General features: G+C 26.6%; 26 protein-coding genes. 22 read left to right on the forward strand and 4 right to left on the reverse strand.

The features are described from left to right. Nucleotides 1-89: 89 nt before the first annotated feature. The 3 genes from JW646_RS15655 (at nucleotide 90) to JW646_RS15665 (ending at nucleotide 1,872) form a co-directional block, all read left to right on the forward strand. Complete coding sequence (locus JW646_RS15655; RefSeq protein ID WP_331478090.1) at nucleotides 90-764, forward strand: protein kinase family protein; 675 nt, start codon at nucleotides 90-92, stop codon at nucleotides 762-764. A gap of 160 nt (nucleotides 765-924) precedes the next feature. After that, entirely contained in the window at nucleotides 925-1,416 is a 492-nt protein-coding gene (locus JW646_RS15660; RefSeq protein ID WP_228415608.1) for a hypothetical protein, read from the forward strand. A gap of 111 nt (nucleotides 1,417-1,527) precedes the next feature. Next, entirely contained in the window at nucleotides 1,528-1,872 is a 345-nt protein-coding gene (locus JW646_RS15665; protein WP_074915742.1) for a hypothetical protein, read from the forward strand. Nucleotides 1,873-2,012: 140 nt separating this feature from the next. Here the strand turns inward: JW646_RS15665 and JW646_RS15670 are convergent, their stop codons facing one another. Next, nucleotides 2,013-3,050, reverse strand: coding sequence for a PQQ-dependent sugar dehydrogenase (locus JW646_RS15670; protein ID WP_331478028.1), 1,038 nt, complete (start codon nucleotides 3,048-3,050; stop codon nucleotides 2,013-2,015). Between the two features lie 235 nt (nucleotides 3,051-3,285). On the opposite strand from JW646_RS15670, the gene JW646_RS15675 reads away from it, so the two are divergent. Together JW646_RS15675 and JW646_RS15680 are read left to right on the forward strand one after the other, a co-directional pair. After that, nucleotides 3,286-4,200 carry a DUF2935 domain-containing protein gene (locus JW646_RS15675; protein ID WP_228415610.1) on the forward strand — a complete coding sequence of 305 codons (915 nt, stop codon included), beginning with the start codon at nucleotides 3,286-3,288 and terminating at the stop codon, nucleotides 4,198-4,200. A 376-nt stretch (nucleotides 4,201-4,576) separates the two neighbouring features. Then, nucleotides 4,577-4,852, forward strand: coding sequence for a hypothetical protein (locus tag JW646_RS15680; RefSeq protein ID WP_148556416.1), 276 nt, complete (start codon nucleotides 4,577-4,579; stop codon nucleotides 4,850-4,852). A 108-nt stretch (nucleotides 4,853-4,960) separates the two neighbouring features. Here JW646_RS15680 and JW646_RS15685 read toward each other — a convergent pair whose 3' ends face one another. Continuing rightward, a complete protein-coding gene (locus JW646_RS15685; protein ID WP_228415611.1) occupies nucleotides 4,961-5,437 on the reverse strand; it encodes a hypothetical protein in 477 nt (158 codons plus the stop codon). 572 nt (nucleotides 5,438-6,009) lie between these two features. Here JW646_RS15685 and JW646_RS15690 point away from each other — a divergent pair. The 5 genes from JW646_RS15690 (at nucleotide 6,010) to JW646_RS15710 (ending at nucleotide 7,851) form a co-directional block, all read left to right on the forward strand. Continuing rightward, complete coding sequence (locus tag JW646_RS15690) at nucleotides 6,010-6,204, forward strand: hypothetical protein (protein ID WP_148556418.1); 195 nt, start codon at nucleotides 6,010-6,012, stop codon at nucleotides 6,202-6,204. Between the two features lie 30 nt (nucleotides 6,205-6,234). Next, nucleotides 6,235-6,396: a MerR family DNA-binding transcriptional regulator gene (locus JW646_RS15695; protein ID WP_148556419.1), complete on the forward strand. Its 162-nt coding sequence runs from the start codon at nucleotides 6,235-6,237 to the stop codon at nucleotides 6,394-6,396. Nucleotides 6,397-6,787: 391 nt separating this feature from the next. After that, nucleotides 6,788-7,156, forward strand: a complete 369-nt coding sequence (locus JW646_RS15700) for a DUF2089 domain-containing protein (protein WP_074915761.1) — start codon at nucleotides 6,788-6,790, stop codon at nucleotides 7,154-7,156. 13 nt (nucleotides 7,157-7,169) lie between these two features. Further along, complete coding sequence (locus tag JW646_RS15705; RefSeq protein ID WP_228415612.1) at nucleotides 7,170-7,571, forward strand: SHOCT-like domain-containing protein; 402 nt, start codon at nucleotides 7,170-7,172, stop codon at nucleotides 7,569-7,571. A gap of 10 nt (nucleotides 7,572-7,581) precedes the next feature. After that, nucleotides 7,582-7,851 carry a hypothetical protein gene (locus JW646_RS15710; protein WP_228415613.1) on the forward strand — a complete coding sequence of 90 codons (270 nt, stop codon included), beginning with the start codon at nucleotides 7,582-7,584 and terminating at the stop codon, nucleotides 7,849-7,851. A gap of 102 nt (nucleotides 7,852-7,953) precedes the next feature. Here JW646_RS15710 and JW646_RS15715 read toward each other — a convergent pair whose 3' ends face one another. Together JW646_RS15715 and JW646_RS15720 are read right to left on the reverse strand one after the other, a co-directional pair. Next, the gene (locus JW646_RS15715; RefSeq protein WP_228415614.1) at nucleotides 7,954-8,490 is read right to left on the reverse strand and encodes a DUF2812 domain-containing protein; all 537 of its coding nucleotides are present in this window, start codon (nucleotides 8,488-8,490) and stop codon (nucleotides 7,954-7,956) included. Between the two features lie 15 nt (nucleotides 8,491-8,505). Then, on the reverse strand, nucleotides 8,506-8,817 hold the full coding sequence (locus JW646_RS15720) for a PadR family transcriptional regulator (protein ID WP_228415615.1): 312 nt from the start codon (nucleotides 8,815-8,817) through the stop codon (nucleotides 8,506-8,508). 275 nt (nucleotides 8,818-9,092) lie between these two features. On the opposite strand from JW646_RS15720, the gene JW646_RS15725 reads away from it, so the two are divergent. From JW646_RS15725 to JW646_RS15780, 12 genes are all read left to right on the forward strand, one after another. Further along, a complete protein-coding gene (locus tag JW646_RS15725; RefSeq protein ID WP_228415616.1) occupies nucleotides 9,093-9,899 on the forward strand; it encodes a DUF975 family protein in 807 nt (268 codons plus the stop codon). 241 nt (nucleotides 9,900-10,140) lie between these two features. Next, nucleotides 10,141-10,674, forward strand: a complete 534-nt coding sequence (locus tag JW646_RS15730) for a leucine-rich repeat domain-containing protein (protein WP_228415617.1) — start codon at nucleotides 10,141-10,143, stop codon at nucleotides 10,672-10,674. Between the two features lie 244 nt (nucleotides 10,675-10,918). After that, entirely contained in the window at nucleotides 10,919-11,908 is a 990-nt protein-coding gene (locus JW646_RS15735) for a CPBP family intramembrane glutamic endopeptidase (protein ID WP_228415618.1), read from the forward strand. A 352-nt stretch (nucleotides 11,909-12,260) separates the two neighbouring features. Then, on the forward strand, nucleotides 12,261-12,647 hold the full coding sequence (locus JW646_RS15740; RefSeq protein WP_074915776.1) for a VOC family protein: 387 nt from the start codon (nucleotides 12,261-12,263) through the stop codon (nucleotides 12,645-12,647). Nucleotides 12,648-12,738: 91 nt separating this feature from the next. Then, a complete protein-coding gene (locus JW646_RS15745) occupies nucleotides 12,739-12,888 on the forward strand; it encodes a hypothetical protein (RefSeq protein ID WP_187359191.1) in 150 nt (49 codons plus the stop codon). A 154-nt stretch (nucleotides 12,889-13,042) separates the two neighbouring features. Next, on the forward strand, nucleotides 13,043-13,471 hold the full coding sequence (locus tag JW646_RS15750) for a GNAT family N-acetyltransferase (protein WP_228415619.1): 429 nt from the start codon (nucleotides 13,043-13,045) through the stop codon (nucleotides 13,469-13,471). A 139-nt stretch (nucleotides 13,472-13,610) separates the two neighbouring features. Next, nucleotides 13,611-13,970 (forward strand): VOC family protein, encoded by a 360-nt coding sequence (locus JW646_RS15755; protein ID WP_148556428.1) that lies wholly within the window; start codon nucleotides 13,611-13,613, stop codon nucleotides 13,968-13,970. A gap of 126 nt (nucleotides 13,971-14,096) precedes the next feature. Continuing rightward, complete coding sequence (locus JW646_RS15760; protein ID WP_148556429.1) at nucleotides 14,097-14,549, forward strand: GNAT family N-acetyltransferase; 453 nt, start codon at nucleotides 14,097-14,099, stop codon at nucleotides 14,547-14,549. Between the two features lie 130 nt (nucleotides 14,550-14,679). Then, nucleotides 14,680-15,123 carry a DUF2628 domain-containing protein gene (locus JW646_RS15765; protein WP_148556430.1) on the forward strand — a complete coding sequence of 148 codons (444 nt, stop codon included), beginning with the start codon at nucleotides 14,680-14,682 and terminating at the stop codon, nucleotides 15,121-15,123. Nucleotides 15,124-15,238: 115 nt separating this feature from the next. Beyond that, entirely contained in the window at nucleotides 15,239-15,406 is a 168-nt protein-coding gene (locus JW646_RS15770) for a hypothetical protein (protein WP_228415620.1), read from the forward strand. 72 nt (nucleotides 15,407-15,478) lie between these two features. Beyond that, nucleotides 15,479-15,892, forward strand: coding sequence for a GNAT family N-acetyltransferase (locus JW646_RS15775; protein WP_148556432.1), 414 nt, complete (start codon nucleotides 15,479-15,481; stop codon nucleotides 15,890-15,892). 195 nt (nucleotides 15,893-16,087) lie between these two features. Then, nucleotides 16,088-16,588: a GNAT family N-acetyltransferase gene (locus JW646_RS15780; protein ID WP_148556433.1), complete on the forward strand. Its 501-nt coding sequence runs from the start codon at nucleotides 16,088-16,090 to the stop codon at nucleotides 16,586-16,588. The last annotated feature ends 83 nt before the right edge of the window (nucleotides 16,589-16,671 follow it).

Raw genomic sequence — 16,671 nt, forward strand, 5'->3', positions numbered from 1 at the left:
TATAAAAAATATGAGAAAATATCCCACTGGGAGGAGATAGTATAGACAAATATTATACACCTGGTGAAAATATAAAAAATTACACTATTATAAAAATAATAGGTGAGGGTAGATATGGTATAACATATCTGTGTGAAAAAAATACAAATAAGAAATATGTAATAAAACAATTAAAAAAAGACATGATGGAAAAAGGTAAAGATAAATTATTTTATGAAGAAGAAATAATGAAATCTTTAAATGATAAAAAATTTCCTAAATTCATAGAAAAATTTGATTATGATGATACAAAATTCTATGTAATTCAATTTGTACAAGGAAAAGACTTTTACGAATTATTATATTTTGACGAACATGAATTTAGTAGAAATGAAATATATGATATTGCACAAAAAATTTTGAAAATTATAATTACCTTGCAAGAAAAAAACATTGTTCATAGAGACATTAGAATTTCTAATGTAATAATGAATGAAAAAAAAGATTTAATATTAATTGATTTTGGATTAGCTAGATATATCGATGAGGAGAAATATAAAAAAGAAATAGATTATTGGTATATGGCAGATTTTCTAATACATCTATATTACTCATCTTACGATGATGAAAAACTAGAATTAGAAGATAAGCCATGGTATGAAGAATTGGATTTGAAAAATGACGAATTAATTTTTTTAAAAAGATTAATGGGAATGGAAAAACCATATGAAAATACAGATGAAATAATGAGACATCTTATTGTAATTAAAAATTCAAATATTTAGAGAAAACAATAAACCATATAGCTTTTAATTTTAAAGTTATATGGTTTATTAATAATAATTTATATTAAGGAGGCGCTTTATTATAAAAAATGTTCTTAGAATAGTAAAGATATATGAAGATACATTTAGAGTAAATAAGTACTCTAAAAAGCCATTTAGAGTGATTGGATTAATAGATGTAGATATGGAGTTTTACTATGGGGTAGAAAGGGTTACCTTAGCTTTTTATAGATCTTCAGGAACCAACAACAACAAGATCAAAGGATTATGGTATCCTATTGTAGGTATAAAAACAAAAGAAGGGGAATTCACGGAATTTAGTGAGTATATAAATTATGTTCTTTCAAGTACTACATTAGACGCTACGGCAATAAAAGGTTGGCTTGCAAAATCAATATTCTTTGGCAAACAGTATGAAGACTGGAAGATACCAGGTTTTTCAAATACTAAGCATTATGACTCACTTTATAATATAGGAAAGACATTGCAACGTCATTATAATGAAAAAAATTATAAATTAATGAAAAGCTTAAATGCTATGGAGATTAACAGAGTTTTAGCTCTAAGAGAAAAATATTATGGGAATAATCATACACAAAGAGAAAATTTTGAGAAATTTATTGAAGATATATTTTTGGAGTTTAAATACTAGCTTATGATTTATATAAATAATTTGTAGAACTTTCAATTACGATTTACTTCTTATAAATAGAACACTCTTTTCATTAACTAATATTATGTTATAGAGAGGAGTTGGTCAAAAATGTATTCAGATAAAAATAATAAAAATAGAAGTGTGCAAAATTTGCATGATGAATGTAAAAGACTGATGAATTACCACACTATATTTACAATGAAAGATGGAAATGTATTCGATGGGATTATTGAAGGTGTAGAAGGTGATCAAGTTATTGTTTTGGTTGGTGAAGATGTAATGGAAAATGATGTTGAAAATCAATGTGGTAATAAACGACAATTTGGTCCACCTATAAAATTTAGACGTTTTAGACGCCGATTTTTTCCACTTGCCACTTTAGCAGCCTTATCATTATTACCATATCCATACTATGCTCCACCATATCCATATTATCCATACTATCCTTATTAAAAAACATTATATAAACAGTATTATAAAATCTTTATTAATAGCTACTGTAATAAAAGGCTAAATAAAATTATCAATACATTTAAATAATAATAAACCGTATTACTAATATGTCATACGGTTTATTATTATTTAAATATAATTTATTTTTGAATTAGACGAATGATTTTATCATCGGTAATATCTGGATTTCCCTGACTGTCTCTATTGCTTGTTGTAATATATATCGCCCCATCTTTTCCTTGAATCACCTCACGTAAACGTCCGTACTCGTTTTTAAACAAAGATTCTATATTTTCAACTACTGTTCCATCTTTATTTAATGAAAACATAAGAAGCTGTTGGCCTCGTAGTGTAGCAACTAATAATTTGTCTTGCCAAGGACCCTGGTTTACAAAAGTTATGCCAGATGGAGCCCATGTAACTTTACCGCTGTGTATCAAAGGTTTTTGAACATCAATTTCTGATGAATCTTCATCTCCTTGAACCAGAGGCCATCCATAATTTGATCCTGGATAAATAATATTTATTTCATCATGAGCTGATTGACCATGTTCTGATGAATATAATATATTTGTTGAATTCCATGCTAGACCTTGTGGGTTTCTATGGCCAAAGCTATAAACAGGTGAGTTAGCAAAGGGATTGTCTTTAGGAATACTACCATTTAGTTCTATTCGAAGTATTTTCCCAGCAGTACTTGAGAGATTTTGAGATAAGGAAGAATTTCCTGCATCCCCTGTTGTTATATATAACTTATTATCTGGTCCAATTTTTATCCTTCCTCCGTTATGGATCCTTCCTCCTGGAATTTTGTCTAGGAGAATTTTATCAAGATACGCTTTGTTATTGTTTTCGATTAGTCTAACAATACGGTTGTAGGGTTTATTGTTTTCTGTGTATGAATGCATAACATAAAAATAATGATTTTGTGAAAAATTAGGATCTAAGGCAATACCCATTAGCCCACCTTCTCCCTGACTTATAAATGGAGCTGTAAATGTGATGAGTGGCTGTGGATTTAGTTTACCATTTTCAATAACTCTTACTGATCCAGTCCTCTCAGTAAAGTAGATGTTGCCACTATCACTTATATCCATAGCCCAAGGAATATTTAAATTTTCAGCAATAACTTCAACAGTATAAGGTATTTGTCTTGATTTAATTTCCTTAATTTTCAAGTTATTCCTGTTTGGCTTATGAAATATGATTTTATGATAGATATTAGAAATTATTTTTTTCATATTTTGTCCTCCAAATTAAAATAAGCAATTTAGTAACAAATAAAAATTTTTAATAAAAAACACTATTCATATATTTATAATAATATTCCTTTAAAAACATAAAGATACTACTTTTATCATATATTAATATTCCAATACATAAAATGTAGAAAACTTATTTTTGGGGGTCAATATGATAAACGATCAAAGTTATGCTACTTTATCACTTGAATTACATTTATTTTTTGCAAGGATAATGAAGGAACACAGTCTTTTTTTAGAAGCTGGATTTACAGTTAAAGACTCAGAACTTGCTAAAGAGGCAGAACATTATAAAAATCAATTTGAAAAATTACTATCATATGCAGTGAGTGCTAGTAATGGCATAATAAGGCCAGAGGTTTTAAACTCTGGAGAAATTATAACCGATTATACACAGGGAGCGGAAGAAAAAACTCAAGGATTGACAGGTATACAAATAGATAAAAATATAACTATTATGGAATCTAAGTTGCGTAGTGGAAATAATCCTCAAGTTAGCTCTAATTTAGTAAACTATGTAAATCAACTTAATATGAATGCAAGAAGGCTACTTAATGGACTTATTAATTTTAAGAAAAAGATATTAAATGGTGTTTTATCATGTAATTTATTTACAGTTAATTACCCATTACTTATTGAGCATATAACTCGTGAAGCCCAGTTATATTTATCATTAGTAAATGATCTGGAAAATAGGGTTGATATTGATTCTAGAGATGTTAGAGATACTGAATTATTTTGGAATCAAATTATGATGGAACATTCACAATTTATAAGAGGATTACTTGATCCTACTGAAGATGACTTAATTGATACTGCAGATGAATTTGCAGGTGTATTTGATGATTTAATGAAAGAGGCTCAGCATATGACTAATATGACTATAAATAGTGTTACAGATCAAACTTTAAATCAAACTGTTCAACTTAAGAATTTTAAACAAGCAGGAACAGATGGCATTTCTAAATGTATAATAAGATCTATAATATTACCTCTACTTGGAGATCATGTACTAAGAGAAGCTAATCATTATATTAGATTATTAGAAACTTATAAAAAAATGTAATGATTTTTATGAACAAATATTGGTGAATTGAAAGGGCATATTATAAGTAAGTCATACTGCTTTTTACAAAAAATATATGGTATGAATATAATGTTAAAGAGCTAGCGCACATAAAAATAGTGCGAAGCTCTTTTTTTATGCACCATAAAATTAGCACTGGAGCTATTTATTACATGAAGCACCAACAACAAATGCAATTAAATTATAATTGTTATTATGCGTTTATAAATAAAAAAATATTGATTTACAATTTTTATTTATTGATTAACAATAAATACAGTGTTAACATATAATCATATACGATTTTAAAAATATGGCAAACTTTCTTGCTTAATTTGTCGTATATATTATAGGGAGTGTTAATAAGGAGGGTTTTATGAAATTTAAGAAATCAATAATACTATATATTTGTATATTATCAATTATTTTTATATCCATGCTACCATCATACGTAACTTGCTCAAATATATTAAAGCACAACCAAAGAAATGGAATATATTTATATTGGACTAATTCAAATTTTAAAAATATAGTAAAAGCAGCGGGTAGAGAGAAAAAAATAGTGCGGTATTTTGATAGAAGATTTTTTCCTAGAAAGTTTTCCTTTACATTTATGAAAGGCAAAGGAAGACATGGATTAGTTTATTATTAAACAAGAAAAGGTATAAAGTAAATTAATCTGATTACATATAAAAAGGTAGGTGTGGAAAAATCCATATCTACCTTTTTATTTATAACTTATAATGTAATTGAGAATACATTATAAGTTATAAAATGTCTCAATATATGCAATTAACTGATCTCCTAGATTCAAATAGTAATATATATATGTTAAATAATCAGAATGAAAAAGGCGAGATGCTTCAACTTCGTTGCTCATAATTCCATCAACTAATACTAGTTGTTGATTTAAACTCATCTTATATGAATTTAATATAATACTAATTTGTTGAGAAAATAATAAATCTGGCTGAGAGTTATTATATTTCTTTTCAAACATTTTTATTGAATTTTCTACTGATGACAATTCGGATATATAAAAATTTATTTCTCTTTTTATTTTACTAGAACTTTCTTTTACTGTTGCTGGGGTGATAGTGATAGTACTTATATTTATTCTTATTGTTCCTATTTCACTAAGAAATCCCATTAGTTCATCTTTTCCTTTTAAATTTTTATACATTGGAGGTACTGATAGTTCAGATTGTGCAGCAAAGCTTGTATAATTATTTGTCATGAAAAGTGAAATTAATAATAAACTTACGAGGATGCATTTTTTCTTCATTTTGGTGTCCTTTCTAAATTAATAATTTAAGAATAGTTTATACTGTTGCATTAAAGTTTATTCAAGTGTAAGTGAATAGAAAAAATTAAATATTTTAATTTGATTAAGATAAAACGAATATTTAACTTATGAGACATGTTAATTAAATGTATAGAGATAGATGTAATTAAAATAAAGAAACATTTGAAAAAGTATGAACATAAATAATATCTACAAATGCAAATATATGATACTCAACTTTATCATATTTTATACATATGTGTTCCACTCTTTATTTAAGCTAATAACAAGTTTCTCAGTAATATGTATTTTATAAGTTTTTGAACATAACTTACAATATTATAAGATTATGTAAATCAATTGATTAATAACAAAAAGTAAAATACTATAATAGAAGAATATATTAACAATCATATAAAGCAAATCAAACTAGTTAAGTATGCAAAAATCAAAAGTTGTTGAAATTATATTTTTTATTAAATTTAATCCAATAACTAATTCACAATAAGTTAGGGGTGAGTAATGTGAATGGTTTAGAGGAACAATTACAAGATATATCAACTTCTATGGAGAATATAAGTAGTGCAGTAGAAGAGTTAAAAGAAAACCACGATTGTGGAGCTTCGTTTTCAGGTGTTGGAATTGTTATAATAATTGTATTAATCTGTATTAATAACAATATAAAAAAGCTTACACAAGCGATTAGGGATAAGAAGTAAAGTTGTAAGCTATTATAAGGAGTAAATAATATGGAATGGAAGATGACAGTTGGGCAGATGATTAGACTATTTAATACTACTGCAGAGACCCTTAGGCATTATGATAAAATAGGTTTACTTAAACCAATAATAAATGAAGATAATGGCTATAGATATTATTCAATTAAAGAAATGGAATATGGGGAAGTATAGTTTTTGCAGAAGTAATAACAATAATTATATGTTTTAAATTATTAAAAAATAGAATTAAAAAGAAAGACTAAATATTAGTGCATTGCTAAATTTAACTTTGTATTTAAGTTTAAACTTGGTTAAAGTATTAAAAAAATAAGTGTAAATGTTAAGTAAAATACTACTTAAATGTTTACACTTATTTTATTATTTAAATTTGCTTAAAGTTATAACACTTGGTCACTAAAATGTGAAATCAAACCTACTATTTTAAAATAATGATTTTTAAATTAATATTATTAATAAATATATTAATAAAAATTAAAATATTTAAAATGAATATTAATAAAATTAAAAAATATATTGTGTTTTTAATAAAATATAATATACTTATATTAAAGGAAGTGATAATGTGCATAAAATTATAACTAAATGTCCCGTTTGTGCAAAAGAGATGAAGATTATGAAATTAAAATGTAACCATTGCAACACAATTATAGAAAACGAGTTTTCTATTTCAAAATTTGATAGATTATCAAAAGAGCAACTAAATTTTGTAGAAGTGTTTTTATCTTGTAGAGGAAACATAAAAGATGTGGAAAAACAACTGGGAATATCTTATCCAACTGTAAGAGGTAAACTGGATGAAGTTAATAACAAGCTAGGATTAGCAATTAAAAAAGATACAGAGAAGGAAAAAGGAAAAGAAAAAATTATGGAAATGTTAGAAAACAAAGAAATAAGCTCAGAGGAAGCTATTAATCTTTTAAAAAAATTATAAAGGAGTAATCAATATGGAAGATAAAAAGAGAATTTTAAAGATGGTTGAAGAGGGGAAAATTACTGCAGAAGAAGCTATAAAGTTATTAGATGTACTAGATTCTAATGAAAAATGTGATATTGTTGTTCAAGAAGAAGTAATTGAAGATGATGACTTTTTTCATATAAATAATGATGATAAAAGCGGAAAAATGTTGTTTGTAAGAGTAAAAAGCAAAGATGGAAGCAAAGTAAAGGTTAATATACCATTGGAATTTATAAAAATAATGGGTGGGATAGGAAGTATGTACAGTAATGAGCTTGAAAAATACAATATAGATATAGCTAAATTAATGGATGCAATAGACAATGGATTTGTTGGAAGAATTGTGGAAGTTGAAGATGGAAACGACAAGGTAATAGTAGAAATACAATAGGTGTTTTGATATGAGAATAATTGTAAAAAACAAAGAAGATAATGTTAACATAAATATCATAGCACCTTTAAGTGTTATAACGACTTTACTTAGAGTATCTAAGCCATTTATAAAAATAGATTTTAAAAAAGTTAAAAATAGTAAAATAAATTATATATTTGGATCCAAGGATGTGGATGTGATTATAAAAGGTTTAAAGTATCTAAACAAAGAACATAAAGGACTTTATATAGTAGATGTAGAAGAAGAAAATGGAGATATTGTAAAAATTAAGATTTAAGATGGTGATTCTTTACGAAAACTATACGAAACATAAAAAATAACTGTGGATTAGTGTCATAACTAATATACAGTTATTTTTATTTTAAATAATACATCTATGTTATTCAACAACAGAGTTTTCTTTTTTCAACATATGTATTTTTAGTATATATTTTATAGCAGTAGTAATTGATGCAAAAATGATTATTGAATTTCCTACAAGAGGAACAGATAAGTTAAACACATATGGACCTTGTGATCCTACGGGTGAGTTTAAACAATTATTAAAAATAGAGAAACTAAAAAATGCTATTATTAGTACTGTAATAATTAAGTTTCTATAATGAGCTATTTTTGAAGGAATATCTGAAAAAATAGTAAATTCCTTACCGTCATTTTCTTTCTCAAAATAAAACCAACCCCATTGTGTTGACACGGTATTTATATTTAATGAAGATACAAAATTTATATAATCTTCATTTTCTTTAGAAGAAAAAGGCTTTCTTCTTTCTATTTGATAAATATATTTTTCTTTGTCACAGTTTTCAAAATAATAAGTAAACCAACTTTTATTAGTTAATCTATATCCTTCTTTTGATAAGTTATTGAGCCAATTTGTTTCTTTTTCAATATCAAAAAATACCCTTGTTTTGTGCATAATTATTTCCCCTTTTTAATTAATTATTTCATGAGCAAGTTCTAAAACCTTATTTAATCTTTGTAATTCTTTATTAACAATTTCTTTCCCCAGTTTTGTAATTAGATAATCTTTCTTTTTCTTTTCCTCATGTACAAGCTCTATCCATTTTTTATCTACCAGAGTATTTATTGCTCCATATAATGTGCCAGCACCTAAAACTAGGCGACCCTTTGTCTTTTCATCAACAAATTGCATTATTCCATAACCATGATTGGGACTATATAGAGCGAGTAAAATGTATAACGTTACTTCTGTTAGAGCTCCACCTTTAACATTTTCCTTCAAAGTATCACCTCTCTTTATTACGATTAAAGATATATCGTTAACCGTAATAAAATTATATCGGTAAACGTAATAGATGTCAATTCAATTTGAAGTTTTTTATAATAATAATTTATAAGGCATTTATCAGTATTATATTTGTTCATAAAAATGTATAATAAGGTGTTATATAAAATATCAAGAAAGGGAAGTTACACTATCACAAGAAACTATACGAAACTGTAAGATTATATAATCGTATTTTAAGATATAATCATATCAAAGAGAGGGGAGAGAATATGTGGACAAGTAGTCAGTTAAAAGAAATAGCAAAAATCAATTTTAAGAGGTGTTACTGGAAAGCAGTACTAGTAAGTTTTATAACATTTGTTTTAGCAGGAGGTATGGGACAAGTAGCCAATGGTGTTAACGATATTAAAGAGGATTACAATAGTGCCTACAGCGCCTACAACGAAAACTACACAGAAGAATACGAAGATACATCTCTAGATTTAAAAGGAGGAGCTAAAAATATATTTCAAAATATATTTGCAGATGGTTTCGTCCTACTCTTTGTAAACATATTTGTAGTTGTAATTATTTTAAGTTTACTTATTAAATTATTAATTGCCTATCCTATAATAATAGGTAAAAATAATTATTTTATGGGAATTAGGCATAAAGAAAAGCCTGTAAAAAGTATATTATTTCTTTATAAAAGCGGAAAACTTAAAAGTTCAATATTCACCATGTTTATGAAGGATTTATTCATAAATTTGTGGTCACTATTATTTTTAATACCAGGAATAGTAAAATCTTACGAATATAGAATGATACCTTATATATTAAGTGAAAATCCTAATATAAGCAGAAAGAGAGCTTTTGAAATAAGTAAAAATATGATGTATGGTAATAAATGTGGAGCTCTTTTACTGGATATATCTTTTATAGGTTGGTATTTATTATCAATATTTACTTTAGGATTACTTGATATATTTTATGTAAATCCATATGTGGAAAGTACAAATGCTGAGCTATATGCTTTTCTTAGAGAAGAGGCTTTAGAGAAGGGGTATGCACAAGAAAGCGAATTAATTGGATTTTAGTGGGGAGAATAATAGTTACATTTATAAATAGCCTATTTTCATCCTATTTAGTTATAGGTTTTGCATATAGTAATAAGTTGTTTATCAAATCGTAAATATAAAAATATAGGGTGAATAAACCCTATATTTTATTTTTTGTTTTATATTATTTAATTATAAATCTATCATATTAGTTAGATAACTTTACATTATTTTCAAAATAGATATAATATATATATCTATATTAGGGGGAGACAGAAAGATGACAAAAGAAAATGAAAAAGACGAATATGTTTATGAAGTAAAAGGCAGAGGTATTATAATAAAAGAATATATTGGCAAAGACCAAATAATCAACATACCAGAAACAATTGAAAATAAGCCAGTAACAAAAATTGCTAGCGAAGCTTTTGAGGGAAAAAGTCTATTAGAAGTGTACATGCCAGATACTATTAAGGAAGTAGGTAAATTTGCCTTTGCATCAAATATGTGTATGACAGAAATAAAGTTATCAGAAAATCTTAAAGCTATACCAGAAGGAATGCTTGCCTTTTGTGGAAAGCTTAAAGAGCTTAATGTGCCATCATCAGTAAAATCTATGGGAAAAAATTCACTTGACTGTGTAAAACTGAGAAAATTAACAATTCCAAGTTCAGTTGAAAAGATTAGCAATAAGATTTTTGGTAAAAGCATAGAAGGAAGTAAATCTACTACTTTTGTGGTTGAAAAAGGTAGTTTTGTTGAAGAGTTCTTATCTTCTAAGAGTTTAAATATAGAATATAAAGAAGAAATATAATTGTTAAAAACTTGTTATAATAATTTGTAATAGATTAACATAAACATACATAGAGCACCCATTAATGTGGGTGCTATTTTAAATTTTAAAAAGAATTTTTAATTATAATAAATAAAATTATATTACTTGACTACTACCATAAAATGGAATACAATCATCTTGAATACATAGGAAATCTAGGTATTTGAATTTACACTTATCCGTAAGTTAATAATTATATTAGGCTACACAAGGAGGAGTTATAATGAGTAATGATGTTAAAATTATTAAAAAAGAAATAAAAGATTTTCTACTAATCAATTTTGGGATTATAGCCTTCATATCAGTATTTTTATTTCTTTCTTCGTCAAAAACAAATGCTGAGGATTTAGCTATGAACTTTGCTGGACTATTTATGTATATTCCAGCATTTTCAACGATTATAGTTTTAAAGAAAATTTCAAAGTATGAGTTTAAGCCTGAAATAGATAAATTTTTCAAGGTTTTTGCCATAGCAACAATTTTGAGAATAATTACTACAATAGGCGAATCATTCTTGCCAAATGGTGGGTGGTTTTCAGAAATTATAGACACTATTGTATCTGCGTATCTTTTATATTTAGTATTAGTAAATAGTAATGAAATGAAAGATATAAACCTATGTTTTGGAAAAAATTCAAAAAAAGTGGCAACTGTTATATTAATATTTGCAGCAATTGTTTTTGCTAGTAATATACCAGAATTAATAAATGGTCAAGTAAACTCAGATAAAATTATGGAAAATATGGTAATGGCTATTATGAGCTTAATTATTAATTTTTTAATAGGATTTAATTTATTCTTTGGAGAAGAGTTTGGCTGGAGATACTTTTTACAACCTAGACTACAAAAGCTTTGTGGTAAAAGGATAGGAGTTATAATTTTAGGTTTTATATGGGGAATTTGGCATGCTCCACTGTGCTTTACTCTTTATAGCCCCAAAACACCTTTATACTGTGTAGCTGGTCATGCAATTGCTTGCATATTCTTAGGTATTTATTTGGGATACGCTTATATGAAAACGGAGAATGTATGGGCTCCAATGTTGTTACACATGGTAAACAACGTTATTGGAATTATATTTGGAGGCGGATATACTACAGTATACACATGGGAAAGTTTTATATATAGTATTTTAACTTATGCAATACTTTTCACACCATTTTTACTTACTAAAGAATATAAATCAGACAAAGAAAATAAAGTTTTGTCCTAGGACTATTAAAATGTGCAAGACTATATCAACAATGATATAGTCTTGCACATTTTTTATATTAACTAAAAGTTTTCGTAGATGACTTTACTATAAATATAATAAAAAACTTGAATTAAAATCATAAATTTTATCTTAGTATGTATTACAATTATTATTAAAGGGTTTTAAATGTAAGAGTTTTTGAACGAATATTAGTTATAATTTTGTAGTTTAATTAAGGTGTGAAAAGGAGGCTGATATCTTGGGTGCAATAAATTAGGATATTTTAAGACACTATTAAACTATAGTATAGCAGTTAAATAGAAATGAGAAACTTATTTAGTTATAATTGAAATTAATAGGGGGTAATTATATGAAACCAGAAATTAATCTTGTTACAATTTGGACAGATGAAATAGATAAGATGAAAAATTTTTATAATCAAGTTCTTGGGTTTAGAATTAAAAATGACCTGGGAGATTATGTTGAATTTGAAAACAATGGAGTAAGGTTTGCAATTTGTTTGAGAAAAGTGATGGAAGGATATAGCAATGAATATACTAAAAAAGCAACTGGTCAGTCTTTTGAACTAGCATTCCCATGTGAAAATCCAAATGATGTTGATAAATCATTTAATAAGTTAATTGCAATGGGTGCAATTTCTATCCAAGAGCCACAGAATATGCCTTGGAACCAAAGGACTGCATTATTTGCAGATCCAGATGGTAACATACATGAAATTTTTGCAGAGATAATATAGTTATAAGATATTCATTTAAAGGTTGTTTATTAAATTATTTATAAGTAAGATAATATAAATTAAAATAAAACTAATTGAAACAAGCAATATCATGGATTGGGACTTATTACTTAATTTTGAAAAAATTTTATCTAAAATTATATCGTCACATAAGTTGAAAATAATTATAATCATGGTAGAAGCAGAAATAGCTGCTGATAATAATAAAGCTAGATATATTGGCATAAGAGCACCTCCATAAATAATATTATATTAATTAAATTGTATCACAGTGAATTCATAATCTCTTTGATTTGTTTTATTAATTTAGTATATTGCCCAATAAATTTTAATTTTATCTGCTTGATAGTAAAATAATAATGATTATCTATATTTGTTTTGTGGAGGCGGTAAAGATGCAGATTAAGATTTACAATGACTGTGATGAGCAAGAGTTTTTAAAATCAGTTCGTATAAACGGTTTACTAAAGTACAATATGAAAAAAACAAAAGGTCAATTAAATGTACCTAATATGGAACTTGTGAGTATAGCACGCAATGAAGAAGGACTTATAGTAGGTGGTGTATTGGGTTCTACTTATCTATCATCTTTAGAAATAGAAGTTCTTTGGGTACAGGAATCTTATAGAGGTCAAAATATTGCATCTCGTTTGTTGAAAGTAATCGAGGAACAGGCTAAGAACGCAGGATGCCATATTGCTCATCTGACTACATATTCTTTTCAAGCTCCACTTTTTTATGTAAAGCAAGGATATGCTATTTGCGGAGAAATAGATGGTTTTCCTGATGACATTAGGCTATATACTTTAAAGAAGAAACTATAATTCGTAGTAAAAATTATAAGTTAGATTATTTTTAAGAGTTATTGTAAAACTATTGTGTATTAGAAGGTTAAGGCAAATATGAGAATAGAAGCCAATAGAATAGTAGTTAGAGTAACAGTATAAAAGGAGGAAAATAAATATGATAATTAATTGGATTACTATTAAAGTCAAGAATTTTGAAAAATCAAAAGAATTCTATAGGGATTTTTTAGGAATGAAGGAAGAAGAGGAATTTTCACCAAATGATTCTATGGTCATTGCTTTTTTTACAGCAGATAATGGAATGAAAATTGAACTGATTTATGATAAAAACTCAAAACTAGAAGCTTGTGAAAATAACAATATTTCTATTGGAATTTGCTCATCAAATTATAATGATCTTTTGAAAAAATCAAGAGAAAGCAAGATTATTACTGCTGAACCAGTAATTTTGGGAGGTCATATGGAATGCTTTTTTGTGAAAGATCCTAATGGAATTGGAATACAAATCATTAAATAATATATATCATAATATAAAAAATGAAGTGAGTTGGTTAATATGACATATAACAGATTTAAAAAAAGTTATTTTAATAATAGGGGGATAAAGAATAAGTAATCCCCCATAAATTAATGGAGGAAATTTATGAATAAAGAATTAATTTTAAAAAAGATTGATGAAAGTAATTTTGTAGAGTGCTTTAATTTAAAGCTTAAAGTAGAACAAGAAAAATTTGTATCTCATCCTATTCGTAGCTTGGCACAAGCATACGTATATTATAATCAATGTACCCCTTTTGCTATATACAAAGAAAACATTATGGTGGGATATGTTATGGTTATTTATGATTATGATGAAGAAACTTATAATATTTGGCACATGATGATAGACGAAAAGTATCAAAACAAAGGGTATGGAAGGAAAGCTTTAGAATTGTGTGTAGATTATATAAAGCAAAAACCATTTGGAAAATCAAATGATATTATATTAACTTGTAATATGAAAAATTATAAAGCAATTCATATTTATGAGAAACTAGGGTTTAAAGATACAGGTGAAGTTGACGATGATGAGATAATTATGAAGTTAGTAATTTAGTTTAGAATATAAACATTTATAGACTCAATAGCGAGATAACATAGTTGTTTCGCTTTTTTCAGGGGAAAAATTTAAATGACCACAAAGTCACATAAGCTAAAATATATTACAGAAATGGGGCAATAAATTTATGATTAACAATGAAGATTTTTCTAAGGTAGTTCAAGGAAAAAGTGACTATTATATTCCAAAATTTGAAAATCTAAAAGAAAATGAGAATAAAGAAAGCTGGAATTTTGCTGGATTTTTCTTTTCCTTTAGTTGGTTAGTTTATAGGAAAATGTATGTAGAAGGGTTTGTTGCTTTAGGTATAAAGATATTACTGATGTACATAGGTAAATATGAAACATCAGTGTCTTTAATAATCCGTTTAATATGTGGGGTTTACGGAAATTACATATATTTTAAACACTGTGAAAAAAAGGTGAATGATGCAATGAGCTTAGATAATGATATAAAAAATAATAGATTGGAAAACTCAGGCGGTGTAAGTATAGTTGGATTGATTGTAGTATTTATAATTGTGTTTGTTGCTACAGGAATATATACTAAATATAATCCAGCGCCATATTAAATACTTTTTAGGAGATTTTTGAATCTGGAGATTGTATAGAAAGAGAAGAAATGATAGAAAAAAGTACCTCAGTAGTAAAAAAAGTTTAAAAGATGTTTATTATAAAATTTCTCAAATGACAGAGTTTAATTTAATTGAAATCTACAAAGATTTGTTTAAGCATCTAGATACATTCTTAATTAAGATGAATATGTTATATACGATGCAAGCAACAAGAACTATAACATTGAAGATGAAAGATTACTTTTTTATACTTGCTGCTCAAGAGCTATTCATGTGTTAAATATATATTGTTTAGATGAAATTACTTCTTTATTAAAGTAATTATCAATTCTAATAAAAAGAGGTGAATTGAATGAAGCTTGAAATTACTGATAAAATCACAGAAGAAGATGAAAATATTATTTTTAAAGAATTATTGGGGTATAATCTAGCAAGAATTGAAGATAAAAATCCAAGAGATTTAGGAATTTATTTACAAGATGAAGAAGGGCAAAAAATTGCTGGCTTAATTGGAAATACACACGGTAATTGGTTATCTATAAAGTTTTTGTGGGTAAGTGAAGAAATGAGAGGACAAAATATAGGAAGTGATATTCTAAGTCAAGCAGAAAAGACAGCAAAAGAGCGTGGTTGTAAGTATTCATTTTTAGATACTTTTAGCTTTCAAGCGCCTGAATTTTATAGAAAACATGGATATAAGGAAGTCTTTGTATTAGAAAATTATCCTGTAACAGGAAATAGGCACTATTTTACTAAAACTCTTTAAAAGCAGAGAAAATAGCAATTTGTAATGTATTAAAGAATTAAATAGATATTATTAAGAAATAGATTAAATGGTGTTCTTATGGACACCACTTTTTTGTATAATGTTATAAACTAATTACTATGCTACAATTGTTTTAAATAATTAGAAGGGGGAATATAAATCTACATGATTTAAATAAATGTTGGAGGGATATGTATGGAAGTTGTCTTAAAAAAATGGACATTGGATGATAAACACATATTAGCAAATATATGTAATAATGTAGATAGAAAATTTTTATCAAACAGAATACCTTTTCCATATACAGAAAAGGATGCAAACTGGTGGTTAAATATGGCTCAAGAAAGTGAAGGTCAAAAAGGCATTTTTAGAGCAATTGTTGTTGATAAGGAATATGTGGGAAATATATCAGTGGAAGTAAAGGATGATGTATATGTAAAAGATGCTGAAATCGGATATCTTTTATTATCAAAAAACTGGTCAAAGGGTATAATGACAGAAGCAGTAAAGCAAATTACTCATATTGCATTTACACAGCTGGATATTGTAAGGATTACAGGTTTAGTATATAAACCAAATGTGGCATCACAACGTGTTCTTGAAAAAAACGGGTTCGCTTTAGAAGGGATTATGAAGAACGCTGTTTTTAAAAATAATAATATTTATGATTTATATGTATATGGGAAATATAAATAGATTTTACTAGACAAAAACTTTAATTAAGAAAGTAGTTTCTGAAATTTATATAAAAGATATAGCAAAGCTAATGAATGTTATGG

Origin of the sequence: Terrisporobacter hibernicus (assembly GCF_020809405.1) — a bacterium.
Lineage (GTDB): Bacteria > Bacillota > Clostridia > Peptostreptococcales > Peptostreptococcaceae > Terrisporobacter > Terrisporobacter petrolearius.

Coding starts and splice junctions, on each gene's coding strand:
- JW646_RS15715 (WP_228415614.1), bottom strand. CDS start 8,490: ATGCACAAAACAAGGGTATTTTTTGATATTGAAAAAGAAACAAATTGG.
- JW646_RS15685 (WP_228415611.1), bottom strand. CDS start 5,437: ATGACAAATAATTATACAAGCTTTGCTGCACAATCTGAACTATCAGTA.
- JW646_RS15740 (WP_074915776.1), top strand. CDS start 12,261: ATGAAACCAGAAATTAATCTTGTTACAATTTGGACAGATGAAATAGAT.
- JW646_RS15765 (WP_148556430.1), top strand. CDS start 14,680: ATGATTAACAATGAAGATTTTTCTAAGGTAGTTCAAGGAAAAAGTGAC.
- JW646_RS15760 (WP_148556429.1), top strand. CDS start 14,097: ATGAATAAAGAATTAATTTTAAAAAAGATTGATGAAAGTAATTTTGTA.
- JW646_RS15775 (WP_148556432.1), top strand. CDS start 15,479: ATGAAGCTTGAAATTACTGATAAAATCACAGAAGAAGATGAAAATATT.
- JW646_RS15730 (WP_228415617.1), top strand. CDS start 10,141: ATGACAAAAGAAAATGAAAAAGACGAATATGTTTATGAAGTAAAAGGC.
- JW646_RS15780 (WP_148556433.1), top strand. CDS start 16,088: ATGGAAGTTGTCTTAAAAAAATGGACATTGGATGATAAACACATATTA.
- JW646_RS15725 (WP_228415616.1), top strand. CDS start 9,093: ATGTGGACAAGTAGTCAGTTAAAAGAAATAGCAAAAATCAATTTTAAG.
- JW646_RS15680 (WP_148556416.1), top strand. CDS start 4,577: ATGAAATTTAAGAAATCAATAATACTATATATTTGTATATTATCAATT.
- JW646_RS15735 (WP_228415618.1), top strand. CDS start 10,919: ATGAGTAATGATGTTAAAATTATTAAAAAAGAAATAAAAGATTTTCTA.
- JW646_RS15675 (WP_228415610.1), top strand. CDS start 3,286: ATGATAAACGATCAAAGTTATGCTACTTTATCACTTGAATTACATTTA.
- JW646_RS15755 (WP_148556428.1), top strand. CDS start 13,611: ATGATAATTAATTGGATTACTATTAAAGTCAAGAATTTTGAAAAATCA.
- JW646_RS15745 (WP_187359191.1), top strand. CDS start 12,739: ATGGATTGGGACTTATTACTTAATTTTGAAAAAATTTTATCTAAAATT.
- JW646_RS15770 (WP_228415620.1), top strand. CDS start 15,239: ATGACAGAGTTTAATTTAATTGAAATCTACAAAGATTTGTTTAAGCAT.
- JW646_RS15695 (WP_148556419.1), top strand. CDS start 6,235: ATGGAATGGAAGATGACAGTTGGGCAGATGATTAGACTATTTAATACT.
- JW646_RS15710 (WP_228415613.1), top strand. CDS start 7,582: ATGAGAATAATTGTAAAAAACAAAGAAGATAATGTTAACATAAATATC.
- JW646_RS15750 (WP_228415619.1), top strand. CDS start 13,043: ATGCAGATTAAGATTTACAATGACTGTGATGAGCAAGAGTTTTTAAAA.
- JW646_RS15705 (WP_228415612.1), top strand. CDS start 7,170: ATGGAAGATAAAAAGAGAATTTTAAAGATGGTTGAAGAGGGGAAAATT.
- JW646_RS15665 (WP_074915742.1), top strand. CDS start 1,528: ATGTATTCAGATAAAAATAATAAAAATAGAAGTGTGCAAAATTTGCAT.